Annotated in this window: 20 protein-coding genes; 5 read left to right on the top strand and 15 right to left on the bottom strand. The window is 36.1% G+C overall.

Features of this window, described 5'->3' with window-relative positions:
- The first annotated feature begins 155 nt into the window (after positions 1-155).
- A complete protein-coding gene (locus Q0U74_RS00365; RefSeq protein ID WP_297391845.1) occupies positions 156-953 on the top strand; it encodes an electron transfer flavoprotein subunit beta/FixA family protein in 798 nt (265 codons plus the stop codon).
- An 8-nt stretch (positions 954-961) separates the two neighbouring features.
- On the top strand, positions 962-1,957 hold the full coding sequence (locus Q0U74_RS00360; protein ID WP_297391843.1) for an electron transfer flavoprotein subunit alpha/FixB family protein: 996 nt from the start codon (positions 962-964) through the stop codon (positions 1,955-1,957).
- 444 nt (positions 1,958-2,401) lie between these two features.
- Here the strand turns inward: Q0U74_RS00360 and Q0U74_RS00355 are convergent, their stop codons facing one another.
- The 6 genes from Q0U74_RS00355 to Q0U74_RS00330 are packed head-to-tail and all read right to left on the bottom strand — an operon-like array spanning position 2,402 to position 7,765.
- A complete protein-coding gene (locus tag Q0U74_RS00355; RefSeq protein ID WP_297391842.1) occupies positions 2,402-3,094 on the bottom strand; it encodes an LrgB family protein in 693 nt (230 codons plus the stop codon).
- A complete protein-coding gene (locus Q0U74_RS00350) occupies positions 3,087-3,437 on the bottom strand; it encodes a CidA/LrgA family protein (protein WP_156700441.1) in 351 nt (116 codons plus the stop codon). Before Q0U74_RS00350 ends, Q0U74_RS00355 begins: the two co-directional genes overlap by 8 nt.
- A gap of 7 nt (positions 3,438-3,444) precedes the next feature.
- Positions 3,445-4,416: an electron transfer flavoprotein subunit alpha/FixB family protein gene (locus Q0U74_RS00345; RefSeq protein WP_297391838.1), complete on the bottom strand. Its 972-nt coding sequence runs from the start codon at positions 4,414-4,416 to the stop codon at positions 3,445-3,447.
- A 9-nt stretch (positions 4,417-4,425) separates the two neighbouring features.
- The gene (locus Q0U74_RS00340; protein WP_297391836.1) at positions 4,426-5,193 is read right to left on the bottom strand and encodes an electron transfer flavoprotein subunit beta/FixA family protein; all 768 of its coding nucleotides are present in this window, start codon (positions 5,191-5,193) and stop codon (positions 4,426-4,428) included.
- Positions 5,194-5,195: 2 nt separating this feature from the next.
- Positions 5,196-6,332: an acyl-CoA dehydrogenase family protein gene (locus Q0U74_RS00335; RefSeq protein WP_297391834.1), complete on the bottom strand. Its 1,137-nt coding sequence runs from the start codon at positions 6,330-6,332 to the stop codon at positions 5,196-5,198.
- 20 nt (positions 6,333-6,352) lie between these two features.
- The gene (locus tag Q0U74_RS00330; protein ID WP_297391831.1) at positions 6,353-7,765 is read right to left on the bottom strand and encodes an FAD-binding oxidoreductase; all 1,413 of its coding nucleotides are present in this window, start codon (positions 7,763-7,765) and stop codon (positions 6,353-6,355) included.
- 171 nt (positions 7,766-7,936) lie between these two features.
- On the opposite strand from Q0U74_RS00330, the gene Q0U74_RS00325 reads away from it, so the two are divergent.
- The 3 genes from Q0U74_RS00325 (at position 7,937) to iadA (ending at position 12,700) form a co-directional block, all read left to right on the top strand.
- On the top strand, positions 7,937-9,373 hold the full coding sequence (locus Q0U74_RS00325) for a hypothetical protein (RefSeq protein WP_297391829.1): 1,437 nt from the start codon (positions 7,937-7,939) through the stop codon (positions 9,371-9,373).
- 409 nt (positions 9,374-9,782) lie between these two features.
- Positions 9,783-11,495: a putative basic amino acid antiporter YfcC gene (yfcC, locus tag Q0U74_RS00320; protein ID WP_297391827.1), complete on the top strand. Its 1,713-nt coding sequence runs from the start codon at positions 9,783-9,785 to the stop codon at positions 11,493-11,495.
- A 20-nt stretch (positions 11,496-11,515) separates the two neighbouring features.
- A complete protein-coding gene (iadA, locus tag Q0U74_RS00315) occupies positions 11,516-12,700 on the top strand; it encodes a beta-aspartyl-peptidase (RefSeq protein ID WP_297392183.1) in 1,185 nt (394 codons plus the stop codon).
- A 159-nt stretch (positions 12,701-12,859) separates the two neighbouring features.
- Here iadA and Q0U74_RS00310 read toward each other — a convergent pair whose 3' ends face one another.
- The 9 genes from Q0U74_RS00310 to Q0U74_RS00270 form a co-directional block, all read right to left on the bottom strand.
- Positions 12,860-13,207, bottom strand: a complete 348-nt coding sequence (locus Q0U74_RS00310) for a helix-turn-helix domain-containing protein (protein WP_297391825.1) — start codon at positions 13,205-13,207, stop codon at positions 12,860-12,862.
- A gap of 56 nt (positions 13,208-13,263) precedes the next feature.
- Positions 13,264-13,677: a protein-export chaperone SecB gene (locus Q0U74_RS00305; RefSeq protein ID WP_297391823.1), complete on the bottom strand. Its 414-nt coding sequence runs from the start codon at positions 13,675-13,677 to the stop codon at positions 13,264-13,266.
- A gap of 9 nt (positions 13,678-13,686) precedes the next feature.
- A complete protein-coding gene (locus Q0U74_RS00300; RefSeq protein ID WP_297391821.1) occupies positions 13,687-13,977 on the bottom strand; it encodes a hypothetical protein in 291 nt (96 codons plus the stop codon).
- Positions 13,970-14,494 carry a hypothetical protein gene (locus Q0U74_RS00295; protein WP_297391818.1) on the bottom strand — a complete coding sequence of 175 codons (525 nt, stop codon included), beginning with the start codon at positions 14,492-14,494 and terminating at the stop codon, positions 13,970-13,972. The genes Q0U74_RS00300 and Q0U74_RS00295 overlap by 8 nt, the downstream gene beginning before the upstream one ends.
- 201 nt (positions 14,495-14,695) lie before the next feature.
- Complete coding sequence (locus tag Q0U74_RS00290; protein ID WP_297391816.1) at positions 14,696-15,523, bottom strand: class C sortase; 828 nt, start codon at positions 15,521-15,523, stop codon at positions 14,696-14,698.
- Complete coding sequence (locus tag Q0U74_RS00285) at positions 15,513-16,340, bottom strand: class C sortase (RefSeq protein WP_297391814.1); 828 nt, start codon at positions 16,338-16,340, stop codon at positions 15,513-15,515. The genes Q0U74_RS00290 and Q0U74_RS00285 overlap by 11 nt, the downstream gene beginning before the upstream one ends.
- Positions 16,324-17,304 carry a class C sortase gene (locus Q0U74_RS00280; RefSeq protein ID WP_297391812.1) on the bottom strand — a complete coding sequence of 327 codons (981 nt, stop codon included), beginning with the start codon at positions 17,302-17,304 and terminating at the stop codon, positions 16,324-16,326. The genes Q0U74_RS00285 and Q0U74_RS00280 overlap by 17 nt, the downstream gene beginning before the upstream one ends.
- Before the next feature lie 38 nt (positions 17,305-17,342).
- A complete protein-coding gene (locus tag Q0U74_RS00275; RefSeq protein ID WP_297391810.1) occupies positions 17,343-18,557 on the bottom strand; it encodes a collagen binding domain-containing protein in 1,215 nt (404 codons plus the stop codon).
- A gap of 137 nt (positions 18,558-18,694) precedes the next feature.
- A complete protein-coding gene (locus Q0U74_RS00270) occupies positions 18,695-21,547 on the bottom strand; it encodes a pilin N-terminal domain-containing protein (RefSeq protein ID WP_297391808.1) in 2,853 nt (950 codons plus the stop codon).
- Positions 21,548-21,772 lie beyond the last annotated feature (225 nt).

Genomic DNA, 21,772 nt, shown 5'->3' with positions numbered 1-21,772 from the left:
ATATGCTAAATTTTATAAGATTTGTTGTAAAGTTATAAATACGGTAATATCTTTAAATGAGAAAACAAGGATATTTAAAAGGCTAAAAAATATTTATACTTTGGTAAATTTGGGGTATGATATACTTATAATGAAAAATAATTTTAGGAGGAACTATGAAAATATTATTACTAATGAAAACTGTTCCTGACACAACTAATGCGAGAATCGATCCAGAAACTAATAACCTAATTAGAGATGGAATTAAAACTATAATAAATCCATCTGATTTATGCGGCTTGAAATTTGCATTAAATATATCAGAACAAGTAGAAGAAGATGTTGAGATTGATGTCCTAACTATGGGACCACCTTCTGCAGAAAAATATTTGCGTGAATGTATCCAAATGGGTGCAGAAGAAGCTTATCTCTTGGCAGGACTTGAATTTAAGGGTTCTGACACAATAGCAACTTCCTATGCCCTAGCTGAAGCAGCAAGATCCATTGGAGACTACGACATAATCTTTACTGGCGACCAAACTATGGACGGCGACACTGGACAAGTTGGTCCCCAAGTTGCAGAAAGACTTGGCATGAACCAAGTAACTTATGTCTCAGACATTAACTATGTAGACGGCGAATTTGAAGTTAAGAGAAATATTGGCACAGGTATTGAAACTGTAAAACTTTCAACTCCTTTTGTGGCATCTGCACTTAAAGGCTCTGTAAATAAACCTTCAAAGTTTGCCCTAAAGAGAAGCGCCATTGCAAAAGAAAAAGAAATTCACGAAATGACTCCATCTTCTCTTGGACTTGACCTTGAAAAACTTGGACAAAAGGGCTCTCTTACAATTGTAAAAGATTTGTCCGCTCCAAGAAAATCTGAAGCAGGAAACCTTATTGATAAGGGATCTGCCAAGGAAAATATAGAAGAAGTCATTAAGATCTTAGAAGATAAGAAAGTATTAGTGTAGGTGATAAAATGAAAAAAGGAAATATTTGGGTAGTAAACGAAACTTCAGAAGGTTCACTTTCACTTATTACTAAAGAAACTATGTCAAAGGCAAGAGAACTTTCTGATGAATTAAATAAAGAACTTGTAGCTATTGAAATTGGCTACAAAAATGACGAGCTTGCAAAGGAATCAGGCTACTACGGTGCCGACAGGGTAGTAAAAGTAGATGACGAACTTTTAGAAAATTACAATACCTTAGGCTATGCAAAAGTTTTGGAAGCCCTAATGGAAAAATACGATCCAGCAATTGTAATGCTGCCAGCAAGCCACAATGGTCGTGACTTGGCAGGTAGAGTTTCAGCAAAAAGACATGTTGGACTTGTTGCCGATTGCTCAGCTGTTGAACTAACAGAAGATAAGGCTGACATCAAGTGGATAAGACCTTCCTTTGATGGAAAATTATTCTGCGATGTAAGAATTTTATCTGAAACAATGATGGCTACCATTGGAAGAGGCTCTTTCGTAGAAGCTCCTCGTGATGAAAAAAGACAAGTTGAAATAATAAAAGAAGAAGCTGGACTAAGCGAAGAATATGTAAAGACAAAATTTGTTGAATTCGAAAAAACTGACATAAATCCACTTCTCGATAAACTTCTTAATTCAAAGGTAGTTGTATCTGGCGGCAGAGGACTTGGCGGTCCAGAAAACTGGCACCTAGTAGAAGACCTTGCCGATGCCCTTGGCGGAGCAGTTGGAGCAACAAAAGCTGTAGTTGACCTTGGTTGGTGCGACAAAGATATTCAAGTTGGCGTAACTGGTGTCCAAGTAAAACCAGACCTATACATTGCCCTTGGCATCTCTGGAGCCATCCAACACACAAAGGGCATGGAAAATTCTGCAACAATTATTGCCATCAACAATGACCCAGATGCAGCAATATTTGACATAGCATCCTACGGAATAGTTGACGATTTATTTAATATAGTTCCAGACTTAATAGAAGAAATAAAAAATAGAAAATAATTTAATGATAAGAAAAACCGAGACTCGTCTCGGTTTTTTTGGTTTTCACAGCAAATGCGAGCGTTAGCGAAGCATGAGCTGATGAAAAATCTTATCCAGCGAAGGAAGACGATGCGACCGAATAGGGAGCATTGTCGAGTGAGTCGGATTTCTTGAAATAAATTAAATAAAAAAACAAAAAGTAGTCTAAAACCATAAGGCTACTTTTTTTGGTTTCCACAGCAAATGCGAGAACTAGCAAAGCATGAGCTGATGAAAAATCTTATCCAGCGAAAATTAAGGAACACAGATTTATCGAAATTTCTTGCAGAAATTTGATCAAGTCTCATCCGTGCAAGCGAATAGAGACCATTGTCGACTAAGTCGGATATCTTGAAATAAGAAATGACCTATTGAGGGAGACAATAGGTCAATAAATTTATATAAATTAAAACAACATTCGCCTTAATATAAGGTCTCTATAACTTTCATTGCAAGAGGCATTAGGATTACAGTCACAAGACCTGCCACAGCAATAGAAAGTCCACTCATGGCACCTTGAATTTCTCCAAGCAGTCTCGCTTCAGAAGTACCAACTGCGTGAGAAGATGTACCAATGGCAACACCTTGTGCTGTTGGGTCTTTTATTCTAAAGAGCTTAATTACCATTGGTGCAATAACTGCACCAGTTACTCCTCTTACTACTACAAGAACTGCAGTAATAGCAGAAGCTCCGCCATACTCTTCAGATAGAGAAATTGCAATTGCAGTTGTAATTGATTGTGGAGTTGCAGATACAACTAGATTTTTGTCAATGCCAAGCATGCTAAAGACAAACACCACAAAAAATACCGCAATAAATGAGCCAAGTACCGTTCCTGAAAGAATTGGGATTAAATTCTTTTTAAGTTCAGGTAAATTTTCGTACAAATCAACAACCATTGCTACTGTGGCAGGAGCGATGAAGAACATTATAAAGTCTCCACCTTGCTTATAATCTTCATAAGATATTCCCGTCGCCTTTAAAAATAAAATACATAGGGCAATGGATATTAGAAGGGGATTAGCCAAAGGAGTTTTTAGTTTTTTGTTGATCATTTTGCCTATTTCAAAGGTTGCAAAAGTCAAAATGATGCCAAAATATTTATTGCTAAACATTTTTCCTCCTTTGTAGAATTTCTATAATTTTTCCAGTAAGTCCCATAGTTACAGCTGTACCAAGGACTACTAGACCAATAAGTAATAGAGCTTTTCCTCTTATCTCGTCATAAGAATTTATAATGCCAACGCCTGCTGGCACAAATAAAATCGCCAAATTTTGTAAAATTCCATTTGAAGTCTTTTTTACATCATCTGGTTCAATAATTCCAACAGCAAAGGCTATGAAAAGATAAATCATACCATAAACAGCTTCAGGTATCGGGAAATTTATAAGATGTCTAGTTACTACTCCAAGCATTAAGCAAACACACAGTATTACAAATTCCTTTAAATAATTCATAAATCACCTAGGCGTTAGCTTTAATTTTTTTCACTTCTTCAATAAGTAATGGAAGAATAACTTTACAGTCTCCAACTATTCCCACATCAGCAAGATTAAATATAGGAGCATCTTCGTCCTTATTTATTGCTAGGATAAAGCCAGAGTTTTCCATGCCAGAAATATGTTGCACTGCGCCAGAAACTCCACAGCCAATATATAGAGCAGGTGAAACAATTTTACCAGATTGGCCAATTTGTGAAGCCTTTGGAAGAACTCCATCGTCAATTACTGGTCTTGTGCCAGATATTGGAGCGTCAAAGACATCAGCAAGTTCCTTAACAAGTGGGAAGATTTCATCAGATGATGCACCTCTACCACAAGTTACGATTACTGGGGCATCTTCAAGGTTAATTTCAGCACCTGCTGCCATTACCACATCTCTTATAATTGACTTTATGTCCTTCACTTCATCAATGTTTTCTTCTACAAGATTTCCTGCGCCACTTAGGTCATCTCTCTTGTCAAAGGATCCTGCTCTCACTGTGATAATTCTTGGAGCCTTATTTAGCTTTGATTCAGTTAAAACAGTTGCCCCATAAGATGGACTTACATAAAGGACTTCTTCTCCTTCAAATTTAATTTCCATTACATTTGTAATAGAAACTGTGTCAAGTGTGGCAGCAACATTTGGAGCCAAGTCCTTGCCGTCAAGTGTACCTGGAATGAAGACATCTTCACATTCATATTTTTTAGCCACTTCAACAATAATATTTGAGAAGTCTTCCATATTGTAAGCATCTCTTTTTACAAGTACAATATCACTTGCTCCTGCTGATCTTAATTTATTTAATTCATCATCTTTTAATTCTTCTGTAATTAAGGCAAGGGATTTATTTCCTTTTTCAATTGCAATTTCACTTGCCTTAGAAAGAGCTTCTAAAGAAAGTTTAATAGGAGCACCCTCTTTAATTTCTATATAAGTTAATATATTTTTCATCTTTTCCTCCTATAAAACCTTTTGTTCCTTCATAATTGCAATAGCCTTTGCTACGCTATCTTCTGGCTCTTCTTCGTTAATCTTAACTCCAGCTTCCCTCTTCTTAGGTTCAAAGTCCTTAATCTCTTCAAGAGTTAGACTAGAGTCACAAGTAACTTCAAAGTCTTCAATCTTTTGTCTTCTTGCAGCCATCTTTGACTTTATAGTAGGGTATCTTGGTTCATAATCTGGCTTAGCAATAGTAACAACGCATGGAGTTTTTGTTTCAATCTCTCTATAGCCACCGTCGATTTCTTGCTTAGTGATAAGTTTGTCCCCATCTAATTTCATTTCAATAACAGATGTAACAACGCCAAGATCAGATTTATTGGCAAAGTAAACTCCAACTTGTGAGCCTTCAGCATCAGTAGTTTCTTTACCAAAGCATACAAGGTCAAATTTGCCAAGTTCTTCTTCCAATTTTTCCTTTGCGCCCATAAGTATTTCTGTAATCATCTTTGCGTCAAGATTTCTATAATCATCACGCTTTACTAAGTATGCCTTGTCAGCTCCAACAGCTAGACAATTTTTAAGTGAATTTTTAACATCTTCACCGCCAATAGAAAGAACAGTTACTTGTCCTTCAACTTCTTCCTTTAACCTTACAGCCATTTCTAGGGAGTAAGTGTCAAAGGCATTAACAACAGGTGTGATGGAGTCTATTGCAGCTCTGTCCCCTTGGACAGAAACTGCAACTGAATCATCAGGCACTTCTTTTATACAAACTAAAATATTCATTCTTAACCTCTCAATAAATTATTCGCAACAACAATTCTTAAAATTTCGTTAGTACCTTCAAAAATTTGGAAGATTTTTGCATCTCTTAAAAGTTTTTCAACAGGATATTCTCTACTGTAGCCATAACCACCAAATAATTGGATAGCATCTTCAGCTACTCTCATAGCTATATCAGAAGCATAACATTTTGCAATTGCAGATTCTCTATTGTAGCTTAGACCCATGTCCATCCTTGTAAGTGCATTGGCAACCATTTGTCTTGCAACTTCAGTTTGAATGTCCATGTCTGCTAGTTTAAATTGAATAGCTTGATTCTTGTTAATTGGCTTGCCAAATTGAATTCTTTCACTTGTGTATTTTTTAGCTTCGTCAATACCTCTTTGAGCAATACCAACAGCTATACAACCCATCCATGCCCTAGCTTGGTCAAGAGTCTTCATGGCAATAGAAAAGCCCTTGCCTTCTTCGCCAATAAGATTTGATGCAGGAATTCTACAATCTTCAAGTACAACATCAGTTGTGTTAGAAGTTCTAATTCCCATCTTGTCTTCTTCCTTGCCTGAGCTTAGTCCAGGAGTTCCTGCTGGCACTAAGAACATTGAAATACCCTTAACGCCCTTAGACTTATCAGTAAGAGCAGTTATGCAGTAGTAAGATGCAACAGCACCATTAGTGATGAAGCACTTTCTACCATTTAAAACGTATTCGTCGCCATCTTTTACAGCTGTAGTAGTTCCTGAACTTGCATCAGAACCAGCCCCTGGTTCAGTAAGACAGAAGGCACCAAGTCCACCTTCCATAGCCACATCAGCAACATAATTTTTTTGTTCTTCACTGCCTGCAATAAGAACTGGCTTCATGCCAAGTCCTGATGCAGAAATAGTAGTGGCAAAACCAGCATCTGCCTTTGCCATTTCTTCAAATAGAGCAGCAATGTCCACTCTTGAAAGACCAGGTCCGCCTAATTCTTCTGGCACTTCAAGGGCAAAGTATCCTTGTTCCTTTGCCATTTCGTATAAATCTTCTGGCCATTCGCCACTTCTATCTGCTTCTTTACAAACTTCAACAACTTCTTTCTCACAGAAGTTTCTAACATCTAAAAGCAAGTCCTTTGCTTCTTCAGAAATTAAATATGACATCTTTATCCCCTTTTTCCTTATTAAATAACTTTATTTGGATTTAAAATCATGTTAGGGTCAAATACTTTTTTAATGCCTCTCATTAGTTCAGTATTAACATCCCCTTCGAAGATCTTCAAGAATTCCTTCTTACCAAAGCCAATTCCGTGTTCACCAGAAATTTGTCCGCCCATTTCATAAGCCTTTCCATAAATGTCCTTCATGAAAACTTCAACTTCTTTAACAAATTCTTCTTTTTCCATGTCATTTGAGCAAGTGTAAATGTGTAAGTTACCATCGCCTGCGTGACCAAAGCTCTTAACTTCAAATGGGAAGTCCTTAGCTCTTTCGTTTACATAGTGAACATATTTAGCAATCATGTTAATTGGCACAACAACATCACATTCGTCAAGAAGTTTAGTTTGTGATTCAATAGCTTCAAGGAAAGAAGATCTTGCAGCCCAAGCTTCTTTGATCTTGTTTGGAGTGTCAGCAACTAAGATGTCAATTGCTCCAGCTTCCATTAAAACTTCAGCAGCTTCTTCGATAATGTCGTTAAGTTCATCTTCATCATTTCCGTCAAAAGTGATAAGAAGGTAAGCACCAATGTCAATTCCTTCTAATTCCTTAGGGAAAGTAGATTTTCCAATATAAATTTCAGACATATTTACAATTTCTTTTTCCATAAATTCAATAGCTTGTGGATTTAAGTGAGCCTTGAAAAGTTGTGGAACAGTTGAAATACAAGTATCAAGGTCTTCGTAAGGAACGATTAGAGAAATAGTTTCCTTTGGAGCAGGAATAATCTTTAAAGTAAGCTCAGTGATAATTCCTAGAGTTCCTTCAGATCCAATGATTAAATCCTTTAGAGAATAACCAGTAGAAGTTTTAGAAACAGTGGCACCAAATTGAGTGATTTCACCAGTAGGAAGAACAACTTCCATTGAACGCACATAGTTTCTTGTAGTGCCATACTTAACAGCTCTCATGCCGCCAGCGTTAGTAGCAACATTTCCCCCAAGAGTTGCAAACTTTTCGCCTGGATCAGGTGGATACATATATCCCTTAGTCAAACAGTCTTCAGCAAGATCGTTTAATAATACACCTGGCTCAACTTTAACAACCATGTTTTCTTCATCGTAAGAAAGAATTTTATTCATTGATTGCATATTAAGCATAACGCCGCCAAATCTTGAAACGCCAGCTCCAGTAAGACCAGTACCAGCACCTCTTGCTAGCACTGGAATTTTATTTTCGTTACAAATTTTTACAACTTTTGAAACTTCTTCAGCAGAAGTTACATCAACAACTAGGTCTGGTTGTCCTTCGCCATAAATAGGCATTTCGTCGTGGAAGAAGTCAATATTGATTTCTTCGCCAACATATACTTTGCCGCTAACAGCAGCCTTAATGTCATCAATAACCTTATCAGTTACAGAATTATAATTTACCATGTTCCCTCCAATAATTTATTAAAAATATTCTTCTTGTTTTTATTATATAACCTAATTGTAAAAAAACGGTTTATTGGCACTTGCAAGAACTTGAATCATAGTGACAATATTTGACTTTTATTCAACAAAACAATATAATTTAAACATATTATTTTAAGAAGGGAGAAAAATATGTGGCACTTTAGACAAGTTTTTAAAATTTTAACAGACATGACAAATACCAAACTTTCCACCCTTGCCTATGCCTTGGACTACGACATATCCTACATAAGCAAGTGGAACAGCGGCAAAAAAATTCCGTCATCAAAAAATATTTACACCATAAATAGAAAACTTGCGCCCCTATTTGCAAGAGCCCTTATAGAAGAGGACAAGAGCAAGGATTTTCTCCTTAACTTTGATATAAAAAATTTAGAAATTCTAAAAAAAGACCAGGAAAAGGGGCTAGAATTTTTAATTTATAAGCTCCTAAATGAGTCCTACGCCTACACAAATTCCGATGCAGTGGAAGAAAGACCACAAGGAACAAATTTCATCTTCAAAACATCTAGCGTTGAGAGCGATTTAAAGGAAATTCTAGAAAAATTAATTTTAGAAAATAGAGACCTTGACATCTGGGCAACCTTTGACATCACAAGTCCCTATGCAGACATACTCATTCAGAGCCTAAAAAAAATTGCAAGGGATGTAGAAGTTAACCTCCACCTCCTTTGCAAAAAAGATGATATAGAAAAAATAGATCTCTTAAAAATAATTACAGATAATTCATCCATAAACTTAGAATTCTATGAGCGCAGCTACACCCACTGCGACTTCATACTTATTAAGGGCGAGATGTATATAATCATTGCCGAAAGAGAGGACTATTCAACCCTAACTTCAGGAAGAGAACTTGACACCCTCTTTGAGATTTCTTCCTTTATGGACCACTTCTTTGACGGTCTCAACAAAATAATTGTCACAACCTCTGCCCAAGAGATGGCAGAGACAAATTACAGAAAATATTTTTACTCCGACAACGAATTTTTATTCTTGTCAAATTACGGCTTCGAATTTTTGCTGCCCAACAAAGTCATTGACAGAATAGAAGCTTCCCTTGACCAGGACCAAGAAATAAACAAAAAAGAAATTGCCAGCATAAAACTTTTGTGGGAGGAACTTTTTGTTGATGCCAAGATAAATTTCTTGACCACAAGGACTAGCCTCTTAAACTACTTAGAAACAGGCAATATCCTCTACTGCTCCACTAAGGCAAAACTAAGTCCCAATGAAATAGAAGACCACCTAAAAAACATAATTGAAATCATGAAGAATAACGAGAACATAAACTTTTACATCATAAACGACAACAGAAATCTAAAATCCATGGGCTTAGATAAATTTAATTTCTTCATCAATGAAAACAATATGTTTTTCAAAAAAATTGAGGGAGATAAATTTAGCACAAAGACATCCATAGTGACAAACATAAAGATTCACAACAAAATCCAAGCTGTCCTAAAAGACCTAATGCATAGCCCTTACAGCAAAAAATATAGGGTCAAGGAACTAGAAAAACTCTTTGCAAAATACGCCGATGTCTTTAAAAAAATTTCCGAGAAAAAATAAATTTTATAAAAATAATATTTTCTAAAAAGGATGCAGCCTAAAAAGCTGGCATCTTTTTTTAATAATAAGATCTTTTCAAAAAATTTTCTCCTTATAAGGACTTTGCTTCTACAAAATGAAAACCTTTTGATATATACTAACTAATAGAGATATATTATTTGAAGCGTGAATTTTTTATAAATATTTTTTTAATTAAGCTCTAATGAATATGTCTCTAAATATCCATAAGCATCTAAAGTATTGCAAATTTAAAAGTTAGTCCAAGATCCCCAGCTTATAAATTTTAAATTCTTAGCTTACTTTAAGATGGCTTTAAATTTATTTTTCGTCTTTATATTATCTTAATTAAATAAAATTTACTGCCTCTTAAAATATTATGGATAAAATATAAACTCGAAAGGAGAAAATTATGAGAAAAAAAGATTTAACAAAATTTAAAACGCCGCATACCTATGCAATTATTTTTGTTGTTGTACTTATTTGTTGGTTCTTGACCTTTTTAATTCCAGCTGGCAAATTTTCAACTCACGATGTGGAGTACCAAAATGCCGCTGGAGAAACTGACACAAGAACTGTTTTGCAAACTGAAACTTTTAGATATATGCACCCTCTTAACAAGGACTTCTTAGCTCAAAATCTTGACAAATTATACCAAGATAAAGAAGCTATGGAAGATAAGGAAATTGATGAGGAGGCCTTTGCTGAACTTCTAAAGACTCCAAGTGCTACTTGGGACCAAGGAGCTCTCGATAAGGTTGGTTTGACAGATGATACTTTATACGGAGTTTATGGGGATAAATTTTATGATAATTCTGTCAACTTAAATAAGACAGCAAAAATTTGGGGCACAGATGACTTTAATGGCTTTGGTTTTCTAAACTACTTGTTTGAAGGTCTAGTATCTGGTGATAAATACGGCTCTGCTGTTGGTATTGTAGCCCTACTTTTAGTTGTAGGTGGAGCCTTTGGCATCATCATGGCTACTGGTGCCATTGACGCTGGTATTTATGCTGTAATCGACAAGACTAAGGGCCTTGAAAAATTTGCCATTCCAATTATATTTTACCTATTTTCATTAGGTGGAGCTACCTTTGGCATGAGTGAAGAAGTTATACCTTTTTCCATGGTCATGGTTCCCTTTGTCATTGCCCTTGGCTACGACTCCATTGTCGCCGTCACTGTAACTTTTGTTGCATCACAACTTGGCAATGCCGTTTCTTGGATGAGTCCCTTCTCTGTTGCCATTGCTCAAGGTATAGCTGGTATTCCAGTCTTATCTGGTGCAGGCTTTAGACTTGCTTGTTGGGTTGTGGTTACAGGTCTTGGTGCAGCTTACACTATGGTCTATGCAGAAAGAATAAGAAAAACTCCAACTCTTTCTGTTGTCTATGAAACAGACAACAAGTTTAGGGCAAAACTTGCAGAAGATAATTCAGCCCAAGAATTTAAGCTTGGCCACAAGCTTATCCTTCTTGAAATGCTAGCAGTATTAATTTGGATAGTTTGGGGAGTTATGGAAAAAAGTTACTACATTCCAGAAATAGCATCTCAATTCTTTGTAATGGGTCTTGCTGCAGGTCTTACTGCTGTAATCTTTAAATTAAATAACATGACAATAAACGGTATGGCTTCCTGCTTCCAATCTGGTGCAGCTGATCTTGCTGGCACAGCAGTTGTTGTAGGTATGGCTAAGGGTATTTTAATTGTCCTTGGCGGCAGCGATGCAAATTCCTTCTCTGCTCTAAATACTATCCTTTACTCCATGGGTAATGCCTTTGCCGGCGTGCCAAAGGCAATCGCCGCAATTGGTATGTATCTATTCCAATCACTATTTAACCTAGTTGTAACATCAAACTCAGGTCAAGCAGCCTTGACTATGCCAATTATGGCACCTCTTGCTGACCTAGTTGGACTTTCAAGACAAATTGCAGTCCTTGCTTACCAAATGGGCGCAGGCTTTATGGATGCCTTTACACCTGTTTCTGCAAGTTTAATTGGTGTCCTTGGCGTTGCTGGCATCGACTGGTCTAAGTGGGCAAAATTCCAAATTAAGATGCAAGCCTTCTTCTTCCTACTTGGCTCAATAATATTAATTATTGCAGTCCTTATTAATTTCCAATAGGAAGTGAAGATATGGATAAAATGATTAAAGTTATTAGAAAGGCAAAAGTTTATAGTCCAGAATATTTAGGCACAAAAGACCTCTTAATTCTTGGCGATAAAATTGCAGCCATTGAAGATGAAATTAAAATTGATGTGTCTTGCTTGGATGTAGAAGAAATTGACGGGAGAGGAAAAATTTTGACTCCTGGCTTTATAGACTGCCATGTTCACATCCTTGGCGGCGGTGGAGAAGGGGGTTTTAAAACTAGAACTCCAGAAATTACCCTATCCACATTAACAAAAGCCGGCGTCACAACAGTTGTTGGAACTCTTGGAACAGATGGACTTGCAAGAGATATATCTGCCCTACTTGCCAAGGCTAGAGGTCTTGAGGAAGAAGGAATCACATCCTATATCTACACAGGAGCATATCAAATACCAACTCCTACCCTCACAGGCGATGTCATGAAGGATATAATGTCCATTGACAAGATTATTGGGGCAGGGGAAATCGCCCTATCTGACCATAGGTCATCTCAGCCTACTTTTGAGGAATTTATTAGACTTGCAGCAAATGTTAGAGTAGCAGGAATGCTTTCTGGCAAGGCTGGCATAATTAACATCCACATGGGCGATGGAAAGTCCAACCTAGACTATTTAAATCGTGCAGTAGATGAAACAGAAATACCTATTTCACAATTTTTGCCAACTCACTGTGGCAGAAATCCAGAACTTTTTGAAGAAAGCATTAAATATTTAAAGCGTGGCGGCTATTGTGACTTCACTGGTGCAGATGACCCCGACCTTTGGGAAAAAGAATATGGCGAAGTTAGAATCTCCAAAGCCTTAAGGCGCATAATTGATGAAAAAATATGCCTGGATAACTTCACCTTCACATCAGACGGTCAGGGAAGCTTCCCCATGTTTAACGAAAAAAATGAATATGTAGGACTAGGCATTGGCAAATCATCTTGCCTCCTTGAAGCCATAAAGGAATGTGTCTTTAAAGAAGACATCCCTCTTGAAATTGCCCTAAGAGGTCTCACTACAAACCCAGCAAAAATATTGTCCTTAAAGACTAAAGGAAATGTAAAAGTTGGCTACGACGCAGATATAAATTTGCTAGACGAAAAAACTTTGGACATCCATACAGTCCTCGCTTTGGGAAAAGTTATGATAAGAAACAAAAAAGTTCAAGTCCTTGGAACTTTTGAAAACCATTAAAAATTTTAAATTCTCATGACTTTTTAAAGATATTTAAAATTTTTAAGTTCTCATGACTTTTGAAAAAATTTAGAAAACAAACACAGAAAAAAGGATGCAGCTACAAAAGCTCGCATCCTTTTCTATTTATTATGTTAATATAATTTACTTAACCTTATCTTACTTTGCATCTTGGTTCTTACTTGCAATCCTATCCATTTCAAATTGATTAAGTACAAGCTTGTTAATTAAAGACAAAGCTTCTAAGTCCTCTTTTGTTATTAAATTAGACCTATAATCTACCCTGCAATTTAATTCTTCATTACCATACAAAATGTAAGAAACAGGACAGCAAAACAAATTAGCCAACCTATCAGCTAAGCTTGCAGAAATATTTCTTTCGCCTTTTTCAATTTTCGAAATCACGTCTTGGTCCAAATCCAAAAACTCAGCAACCTGCCTTTGATTTAGTCCAGATTTCTCTCTTAAATTTTTTATATTTCTACCAACATTTATTAAATCAACCATAAGCACCCTTCTTATTATAAAATTTAAAAAAGCCTAAGATTTTCTTCCCTAGGCTTTTAATTATTTTTTTCAATTGGTTCTGTGAAATCCAAAAATGGAATATCAACTGGAAAATATGACTTTTGCAATATTACTGAAAGAATAGGTCTCAAGTAAGATAATAATAATGCTGGGGCATTTTGTCGAAATAATATCTTTGCTCTTGCATTATTAACACCCTCTATCTTGAAGTCGCCTTGAATAGAAGCAGAAACAATGGCTTCTTTATTTTCAGTAGAAATTTCTAGTGTCAAAACAACTTTATTTTCAAACTTATTATTTTCAATGTCGTTATCAATTTCAAAAAGTTTAACTTCCCTATTTATAGAAATTTCATGATCGCCTTTATCAAGCATATTTTTGCATTTAAAATCTATGGCTATTATATTAATATTGCCAAATTGAAAAGGACTTTCCTTAACTTTTTCCATAAAAATCACCTATGCCGCATAACAATTTTCAAAATTTATTGAAGTTTTATCTTTATTTGAATTATCTTTGCCTATTAAAAGACTATCTTCTGAACTATTAAAATTATATTGGTTCTCTGAAGCGTCTATACTAATAGTTTCTACCTCATTGTATTGATCTGTATTCAGTAATCCAAAATTTCCAAATATAAGATCCATAACATCAACTTCAACACCATTTACCATGTCCCTTCCAGGACCTTCGGCTACTTCAATACCCATTTCTTTAGCAATTTCTAAAAATAATTCTTTATCAAACATTTTCAATCACTCCTCTAATTTCAAGAATCTCACTTTGAAAATTCTCACCAAGGCAATACTGAATTGAGTGCTTCTCAAATCCAAATTCATTAAATTTATTTCTAACTCTGAAATCATATGATAATAATTTAATCCCAAGCTTGCTTTTATAATAATTACAATAGAAATTTCTTAACTTATCATCAGATGTTTTAATTAGTTTTAATTCATTATTTGTCATAACTTCCATGCATTCTTTTTCATATTCTTCCATATTTTTCTTAATGCTTAAATCTTTATACTCCGAATATTTACACTTTAACTTTACCTTTATAATAACAGTGTCATCTTTACCAGCATCTTTAACATGATTCTTCCACCACACAGCATCTTCTAAACTGTCCCAAAAATAAATCCCTTGTCCAAGCCACTCATTATCTTTTGTGCTTTCCTTAAAAAAATTATCTTTTAAAATGCAAGCAGCCCTATCTTTTTCTGTAGTGTGGTATGCAATTGTTTCAAAAAATTCTTCAGACATAATAGATCTCTTTTATTAATTTATTTTATTAAAAACTACTAATAAGTATCATTATAATATCATAACTATCCCTAATTTTCCATAACTTATTACAATTGATAATAAAATATAAAACTAAATTGAAACAAAAAGAGTCTGGCTTTTGTAAGTCAACCAGACTCTAAACTAAAAATTTTCAATTTCTATTACTAAAACTATCTATTAGTTTTTCTTTCTTCTCTTACTTTGTCTTGCATATCCAATCATCTTAAAGAAGGTGATAATAAAAGCAAGCCAACCTATAAGAGTCACGCCATAGATTCCATATTTCAAATAAGATACTTGTCTTTCTTCACTTACTTTTTCTACAGGCTCTGGCTTTTTCTCCACTACTCTCTCTGCGTTAATGAGTAATCTCTTTGGTCTCGGCGGTCTCTTTGGATGACAAGTTAAAAGTGTGACCATGTCCCTACCCTCAATAGGCAGAACTTTTTCCCAATCGCTGGGATCTATTATCTCCTCGCCAGTAACCTTGTACTTCAAAAGTCCAGAGCGACCATCAATAAATATATCATCGCCTGCTTCAAGCTTCTCCACATTGTAAAACATGAGGTCTCCCCACCAGCCTCTGTGGCCAGCTATGACAGATCTTGTGGACTTGCCACCAAGAGGAAGACTTGTCCCTTCAACTTGTGCCACGCCAAGGTCCAAGTGCTTGTAAGTTGCATCAAGATAAATTGGCTTTTTCATGTCAAGCTTGGGGATAATGAGGTAGGCAAAGACCTGGTCCTTGTCTATGCCCTTGATGTCATAATAGCCCTTGTAGTCCTCGTTGGAGAAGGGGTCGATAATGTTGGCATCGCCCTTTGTCACCTTTTCATTGTACTTTTTAAGGTCATCAGTTAAACCTTCATCCTTTTCCCTAAAAGCCGCATACTTTTTGTCAGCCATAATTTCCCTATAAGACATGGAAGTAAAGGCAAGTAAGGGCATAAAAATTCCCATCAAGATGAATAAATATCCAATTAAAACCCTAGTTCTAACCTTCATAGCGTCTTCTCCTCCTATGTCTGATGTATAAAAATATAATGAGCATAACTAAAGCAAGAACGATTCCCGGCACAATTAGAGATTTGTAATTAAACTTAGCTCTTTCTATTTGCTCTTTGACCTCTGGCACATAAGGCACTCTGTGACCACGCACAAGAAGTCTGTGAGAATTAATCATGTAAGGCGTACAAGTAAGTAGGGTCATGAGGTCCTTGCCTTCCACAACTAGGACTGGCTCAAAATTCCAAGGTTCAACAACGAGAATTTGGTCCACCTTATAAGCAAGAGTCTCCTTAACATTTGTGAAGAAGAATAAATCTCCAACTTCCATCTTGTCTAGGTCCCTAAAGAGTTTAACTTGTGGTAGTCCTCTGTGAGCTGTAATGACAGCGTGAGTGTCCTTGCCACCAATAGGAAGAGATGTCCCTTCCAAGTGACCACAAGCGTGTTGCAAAACATCTTCAGAAGTACCAGCATAGACAGGAATTTGTTGGTTGATCTTTGGAATATCAACATAGCCAATTTTTTCTCTTACTTCAAGCATACGAGCGTAGTTTTCCACGCCCTTCTTTTCCCTTTCAGTGTAGGGGTCAGCAAGCCTTGAAGGGTCGAGGGTGTCATTGTAGGCCTTGGCAAGTTCAATTCTCTCCAAAACTTCCTTATCTGGCATTTGAGAAACAGCCTCTTGGAAGTCCTTAACCTGATTGTTGTTCTCCACAGTGTAATAATAATTGGAAATAATTGGGTAAATGGCAATCATTAGCCCAAGCATAAAAATAAGAATAATTTTCCAATTTTTTTTAAACTTTTCCACCATTGCCATCACCCTTACTCATATCATCATTTCCACTATTTCCATCGCCCTTGAGTTTATCATCACTCTTATTATTGGCGCTAATATTCATCTTAGCCAGCTCAATATTTTTTGCCCTTTCCAATTCTCTCTTCCTTGCCAATTTTTTCTTTCGCCTTGACAATAAATATCTAACTAAGATAATTATAGCAAAAATTAAGAGAATGATAAGCCTTTTATCAATGCCAAGATTTCCACCCTTGTCTTTCATATTAGCTTCGTCAACCTCTGGCACATAAGGCACCCTGTGACCGCGGACAATGAGCCTGTGAGTGTTGATCATAATAGGAGTACAAGTAAGTAGGGTTGCATAGTCCTTTTCTGGCACCACAAGTAGCTGAGAAAAATCACTTGGGTCAATTACATCAATGTGGTCAACTTGGTAAGCCAATGTACCAGCAATATTGTCGATGTAAAACTTCTCGCCCATCTTCACCTTTTGCAGGTCCGTAAAAAGCCTAGCAGAAGGAAGACCAGAGTGCGCCGTTAGGACAGTGTGAGTAGACTCACCACCAATAGGAAGAGATGTGCCTTCCAAGTGACCAACACCCTTTTGGAGTATCTCCTCATTAGTACCAGCATAAATTGGCAGCTCCACATCAATAGAAGGAATAGTGACAATGCCTATCTTGGTCCTAAGCTCTAGCATCTGAGCATAATTTTCAAAAGCTTTTTCCTTTTCCTCTTCACTATAGGGGTCTTTTAAGACAACATTGCCCAGACTGTCGTTGTAAATCTTGGCAAGCCTAATTCTCCTGTCAATTTCTTCTTTACTCAAAAGCTCTCTCGCTTCCTTGTAGTCGGCAACTTGGTTGTTGGACTCAATCCTATAATACCAGTTGGATATCATTGGATAGGATAAAATACCAAGCCCCAGTATGAAAATAAAAATAAATAAAAAATTAGATTTTTTCTTTTTCTTGCTCATATAACACCATAAAAAAGAGGCCCCCAAGGAGCCTCATTCTATCTCTTGTCCTTGATTAAATACTTACCTAGCCCAATCATCACAGCACCAGCAACAACTAGCACAATGAGAGTTATGTCACCAGTTTTAGGAATAGGTGGCTTTTTACTGTTTTCAATAATTAGGACTTTTTCAAAAGAATTGTCGTCAATCTCAAATTTTAAAGAACCCTGCAAGAGAGTGTAGCCATCAGGAGCCTTAGTCTCCCAAATATAATAAGTGCCATAGGGAAGATCGTAGACAGAAAACTTGCCATCATCGCCAGAATTTAATACAAGGTCTTTGCCATCCCTTTGTACCCTTTGGTCCATATTGTTCTTGTCACGAGTGATGACAAACTCAGCCCCAGGAAGACCAATCTCCCTAGCCTCATCTGTCTTATAGAAATTATAAGAACCTAACTTCTTCTCGTTTATCACCTTGACAGTGGCACTTTCCCCTTCAAAAATAGCAAAGTCGCTTTCACTTTCCACAATCTTGTAGCCCTTTGGAGCCTCAATTTCCTTGAAGACATAGGCACCAGGCTTCACATTCTTAATAAGAATCCTACCACCATTATCAGTGACAAAAATCTCAGCAGAACCCTTATCGTCCACAGACCCATCCTTAGTCAAAAGCGGATCACCATTCGCATAGTGAATAGTAAACTTTGCACCAGCAAGAGCCTTGCCCTCTCCATCAGTCTTCAAAAGAAGAACAGAATTGGGAGGAGGTGGTGGAGTTTCATGTGGCGGTGGAGTTTCTGGTGGTGGAGGTGGTGGAGGTGGCGGAGTAATCTTTAACCCCCATTTTAACTTGATAATATTAGCCTCCTCAGGACTGAAGACAGCAGACTCAATAAACCTTTCCTTACTATTTCCCAGCTCCCTAATATAATAAGTGCCAGGCTCAAGACTTAAAGTCACCTTATAATCATCCTTGGCCTCAGGCCTTATGATCCACTTATCAGCCTTGTTAGCAAGCTGCTTATCAAGGTCAGCCTCGCTTAACTTGTCGAGGATTGAAACAAGTCTCGTCTTATCCATAGAAGTGTCAATAAACTTGTCATTTAACTTCCATATACCAAGAGTCCTGCCCTCAAGGTCTTCTTTACTTAAACTTTCCTTTGTCTTTATGTCGATGGTAACAGATGATGCTCCCAAAACAGTAAGAGGTAGGAAGACCGTAGTTACCATCGCAAATAAAATTATTAAACTGTATATTCTCTTCTTCATCTCTACCTCACTTACATATTATGTAGGGGAAAGGGAAGATCCCCTTCCCAATTTAATAATTATAAAGCTATTAGCCTAAAAATTACTTAAAACTATTTTAAACTTAAATAGCAAGAATTAAAAGACTTAAATACCTCTTAAGCTTCTTCCCTATTCTTCTTCATAGCCATAACAGCGCCAGCCATTAGACCAATACCAACAACAGTGAATAGAACAGTACCAATACCACCAGTTTGTGGGATAGTAACTTCCTTATTCTTTACTTGTTGTCCATAGCCATGTTCAGCATCAATATCTGGTGTCTCTGCTTCATCTGGATAGTATTTAAGTTCTCCTCGAGCACCTTGGTATGAACCTTCAGCTACTGTAAATGGTTGATCGGAAATCTTAGCAAATCCTTCAGGAGTCTTAATTTCTTCAAGTTTATATTCGCCATAAGCTAGACCTTGAATTTCAAATCTACCATCAAAGTCAGAAGAAATCTTTACTACATTTGGAATGTCTTCAGCTTTTCCTGTTCCTTTTTCAACCCAATCATATAGAGTTCCTGCTGTCTTAAATGCTTTTTCATATTCTGCTCTTAGTAGTGCTATTCTAGCAGAAATATTAGTTTTTCCTTTTACATCTTCCCAGTCTTTAGTTGTGTCAGTGCTTGTTAATTTATCTGCCTTTGGAAGTTTAATTGTTACATTCTTTTCTTTTTCTGCAGTATCTGCTCCAGCTGCTTTTTTAATTGCTTCGTTATATGCATCAATTGCATCTCTATAAACTTTTTCTGCTGCAAGTAAAGCTTTTTGATCATTTGTCTTTGTAGCGTCTGCCTTAGAAACTAAATAATAAGTTTTTTCTCCAACTTCTTTTTTAACAACAAATTGTGCACCCAATAGTCTCTTTAGTTCTTTGTCAGTTTTTTCTCTGTCATTAGTCTTAACAAACTTCTTTCCGCCAGTTACAACCTTAGGTTCAGTTGGGTTTAGTGGAGGTGGGTTGTCATTGTCTTTCTTGTTTGTAATTATTACAGTTCCAGCTACATCAGTATTTGCATATACTGGGTTAAATCCAGCAACACGTTCTGAAATAGACCATGCATTATTTTTTCCTTGGTCATTTTTAAGTCCTACAATCTTACCTTTAAAAGCGTTGATTGCTTGTGCTTCCTCAGCATTAGTATAAATAAATTCTACACCATCACCAAGATTGATGTATTTTTCTTCTGTACCGTTAACTGTTCTTTTGCTTGCATTTACGAATGTATCCCAATCAAGAGTTACTGTTCTAAATGGATTTCCATCCTTATAAACTGTAAATGAAATAACTAATTCTTTAAGAGCCTTATCATCAAGGTTTTGATCACCATTTGTAGTTTTTTCCACAAAAGATTTGTCAATTGTAACTGTTTCATTACTTGGAGTAAATTCTTTTGGTTTTACTTCTTCATATTTCTTGTGACCATATTCTAATTGAATATCATTCTTTTCAGGATGGTCAACTTTAGTTGAACCATTTACTGTTGCTGTGTATGTTAATACAACTTCTACATCATAAGCTTCTTGTGCAGCTCCATTTAAATCAGCAGGTTTTGTAATTTTTTCGATTTCTTTTAGACCATCTGCTGTAAATACAAGTTCAAAACCTTTATCATCTTCTTTGATTGTATAGTGAGTACCTTTTGTTAGAGTTACTTCTACATCTTCCTTCTTATTAGTTGTTGTATTTAAAACTTCTTTTTTATAAAGCTTAATACCTGTTACAACATCTTTTGTAGCTTTTGCATTATTTGGATCTGCTACTAATAGTCCTGTATATGTCTTTGAAGTACCAAGGTCTTTGTTATATGTTAGACCATTAGTCATATTATCCTTCCATACAAGTTTTTCGTAAGAAGTTCCCTTTGCTACTTTTGTTTTAACTTCGTAAGGGATTACTCTACCAACATCAGCAGTTACTTTTGCTTTTTCTTTTTGATAGTTTTCATATTGAGCACCTGCATTTAGTATTTCGTTTGTTTTTCCACCTTTAGCTATAGCTTCAGCTAAACCATGTCTTCTTACAAAGTTCTTGTCAATTACCGGTTTATCTTCAACGTTCTTTGGATAAACGTGAGCATCTAATACAGTACCCTTATCGTTTACAAGTGGAAGAGTAATTTCAACTGGAACAGCTCTTTGGTCTACAATAGTTTTTCCATCATTTTTGTATTTTGATTTTTCCTTAACTTCGTCGATTTCAAACGCGCCTTTTAGTTCGCTTGTAGTAAATTTTATACCAGTTGTAGTAGTATAATCACCCATAGCTTCTTCTATGTTGTCTGTAGCTACTAGGTATTTTACATCTTTTCCTTTTACTGTCTTTGTTAATACTAATGGTTTTGTTTTATCAGCAGGGTCTGCTTTTACGTATTTACCTGCTACTATATCTGTTGGTTCTTCATTAGCTATGTCAGAATTTTTAGTATATTTCTTTTCTGCTACACCTTGAGCTTTTTGAACATCTGTATATCCTTTATGTCCTTCGCCAAATTTCCAAGCAAAGAATACATTTTCCATTTGAGTTGTAGAACCAAAGTATTTTGCCAACCCTTTAATTTCTTTACCTTCATATTTAGTGCCGTCAAGTCCAGAATATCCTGGAAATACAGGAGTTCCTGATGCAAATCCTGCAATATATTTACTATCAGGTTCACTTGTAGTTAGTTCTTGATTACTTGCAGCATAATAATACTTTCCGTCTTTTTGGACGATTACCTCTTCGGCCATGTTTGGTTTTTCTGCTGTTCCAGTATTAACTGTAACTTTTCTTGCCTTAACATTTTCTTTAGTCATTAGCATTTTGTGTAATGTTACTGTATCTGTTACAGCATCTGCTTTGGTAGAAATACCATCTGGGTCACCTTCATTTTGTCTGGTGTCTGCCAACGCTGTTAGTGGAGAAAATACTCCAACTAGCATCACTAATGCCATGATTAGTGACATGATTTTTTTCTTGTTCATAATAAACTCCTTTTTTATAAATTTTTATAATTATTTGCTACCGCAAATTATTAACATGAACTTTTGTCTTTCGACTCTTGCCATAAAATGGCTTTCTAATTTTTTTAAGTATCTCTAAAAATATTTTATCAAAAATAAATTAGATTTACCTTTTCTTACACGAATTATTCCGCTTATTAATATGAATCCGAGATGGCGGCGGGGACTGACCCCTTCGCCCCTCTC

The organism is uncultured Peptoniphilus sp. (assembly GCF_946998875.1).
In the GTDB taxonomy this organism is placed as follows: domain Bacteria; phylum Bacillota; class Clostridia; order Tissierellales; family Peptoniphilaceae; genus Peptoniphilus_A.
This window is presented reverse-complemented; position numbering and strand designations above follow the sequence as displayed.

Coding starts and splice junctions, on each gene's coding strand:
- Q0U74_RS00305 (WP_297391823.1), bottom strand. CDS start 13,677: ATGGAAAAAGTTAAGGAAAGTCCTTTTCAATTTGGCAATATTAATATA.
- Q0U74_RS00350 (WP_156700441.1), bottom strand. CDS start 3,437: ATGAATTATTTAAAGGAATTTGTAATACTGTGTGTTTGCTTAATGCTT.
- Q0U74_RS00355 (WP_297391842.1), bottom strand. CDS start 3,094: ATGTTTAGCAATAAATATTTTGGCATCATTTTGACTTTTGCAACCTTT.
- Q0U74_RS00345 (WP_297391838.1), bottom strand. CDS start 4,416: ATGAAAAATATATTAACTTATATAGAAATTAAAGAGGGTGCTCCTATT.
- Q0U74_RS00290 (WP_297391816.1), bottom strand. CDS start 15,523: ATGAAGGTTAGAACTAGGGTTTTAATTGGATATTTATTCATCTTGATG.
- Q0U74_RS00325 (WP_297391829.1), top strand. CDS start 7,937: ATGTGGCACTTTAGACAAGTTTTTAAAATTTTAACAGACATGACAAAT.
- Q0U74_RS00330 (WP_297391831.1), bottom strand. CDS start 7,765: ATGGTAAATTATAATTCTGTAACTGATAAGGTTATTGATGACATTAAG.
- iadA (WP_297392183.1), top strand. CDS start 11,516: ATGATTAAAGTTATTAGAAAGGCAAAAGTTTATAGTCCAGAATATTTA.
- Q0U74_RS00280 (WP_297391812.1), bottom strand. CDS start 17,304: ATGAGCAAGAAAAAGAAAAAATCTAATTTTTTATTTATTTTTATTTTC.
- Q0U74_RS00360 (WP_297391843.1), top strand. CDS start 962: ATGAAAAAAGGAAATATTTGGGTAGTAAACGAAACTTCAGAAGGTTCA.
- Q0U74_RS00340 (WP_297391836.1), bottom strand. CDS start 5,193: ATGAATATTTTAGTTTGTATAAAAGAAGTGCCTGATGATTCAGTTGCA.
- yfcC (WP_297391827.1), top strand. CDS start 9,783: ATGAGAAAAAAAGATTTAACAAAATTTAAAACGCCGCATACCTATGCA.
- Q0U74_RS00285 (WP_297391814.1), bottom strand. CDS start 16,340: ATGGTGGAAAAGTTTAAAAAAAATTGGAAAATTATTCTTATTTTTATG.
- Q0U74_RS00295 (WP_297391818.1), bottom strand. CDS start 14,494: ATGTCTGAAGAATTTTTTGAAACAATTGCATACCACACTACAGAAAAA.
- Q0U74_RS00270 (WP_297391808.1), bottom strand. CDS start 21,547: ATGAACAAGAAAAAAATCATGTCACTAATCATGGCATTAGTGATGCTA.
- Q0U74_RS00275 (WP_297391810.1), bottom strand. CDS start 18,557: ATGAAGAAGAGAATATACAGTTTAATAATTTTATTTGCGATGGTAACT.
- Q0U74_RS00335 (WP_297391834.1), bottom strand. CDS start 6,332: ATGTCATATTTAATTTCTGAAGAAGCAAAGGACTTGCTTTTAGATGTT.
- Q0U74_RS00300 (WP_297391821.1), bottom strand. CDS start 13,977: ATGTTTGATAAAGAATTATTTTTAGAAATTGCTAAAGAAATGGGTATT.
- Q0U74_RS00365 (WP_297391845.1), top strand. CDS start 156: ATGAAAATATTATTACTAATGAAAACTGTTCCTGACACAACTAATGCG.
- Q0U74_RS00310 (WP_297391825.1), bottom strand. CDS start 13,207: ATGGTTGATTTAATAAATGTTGGTAGAAATATAAAAAATTTAAGAGAG.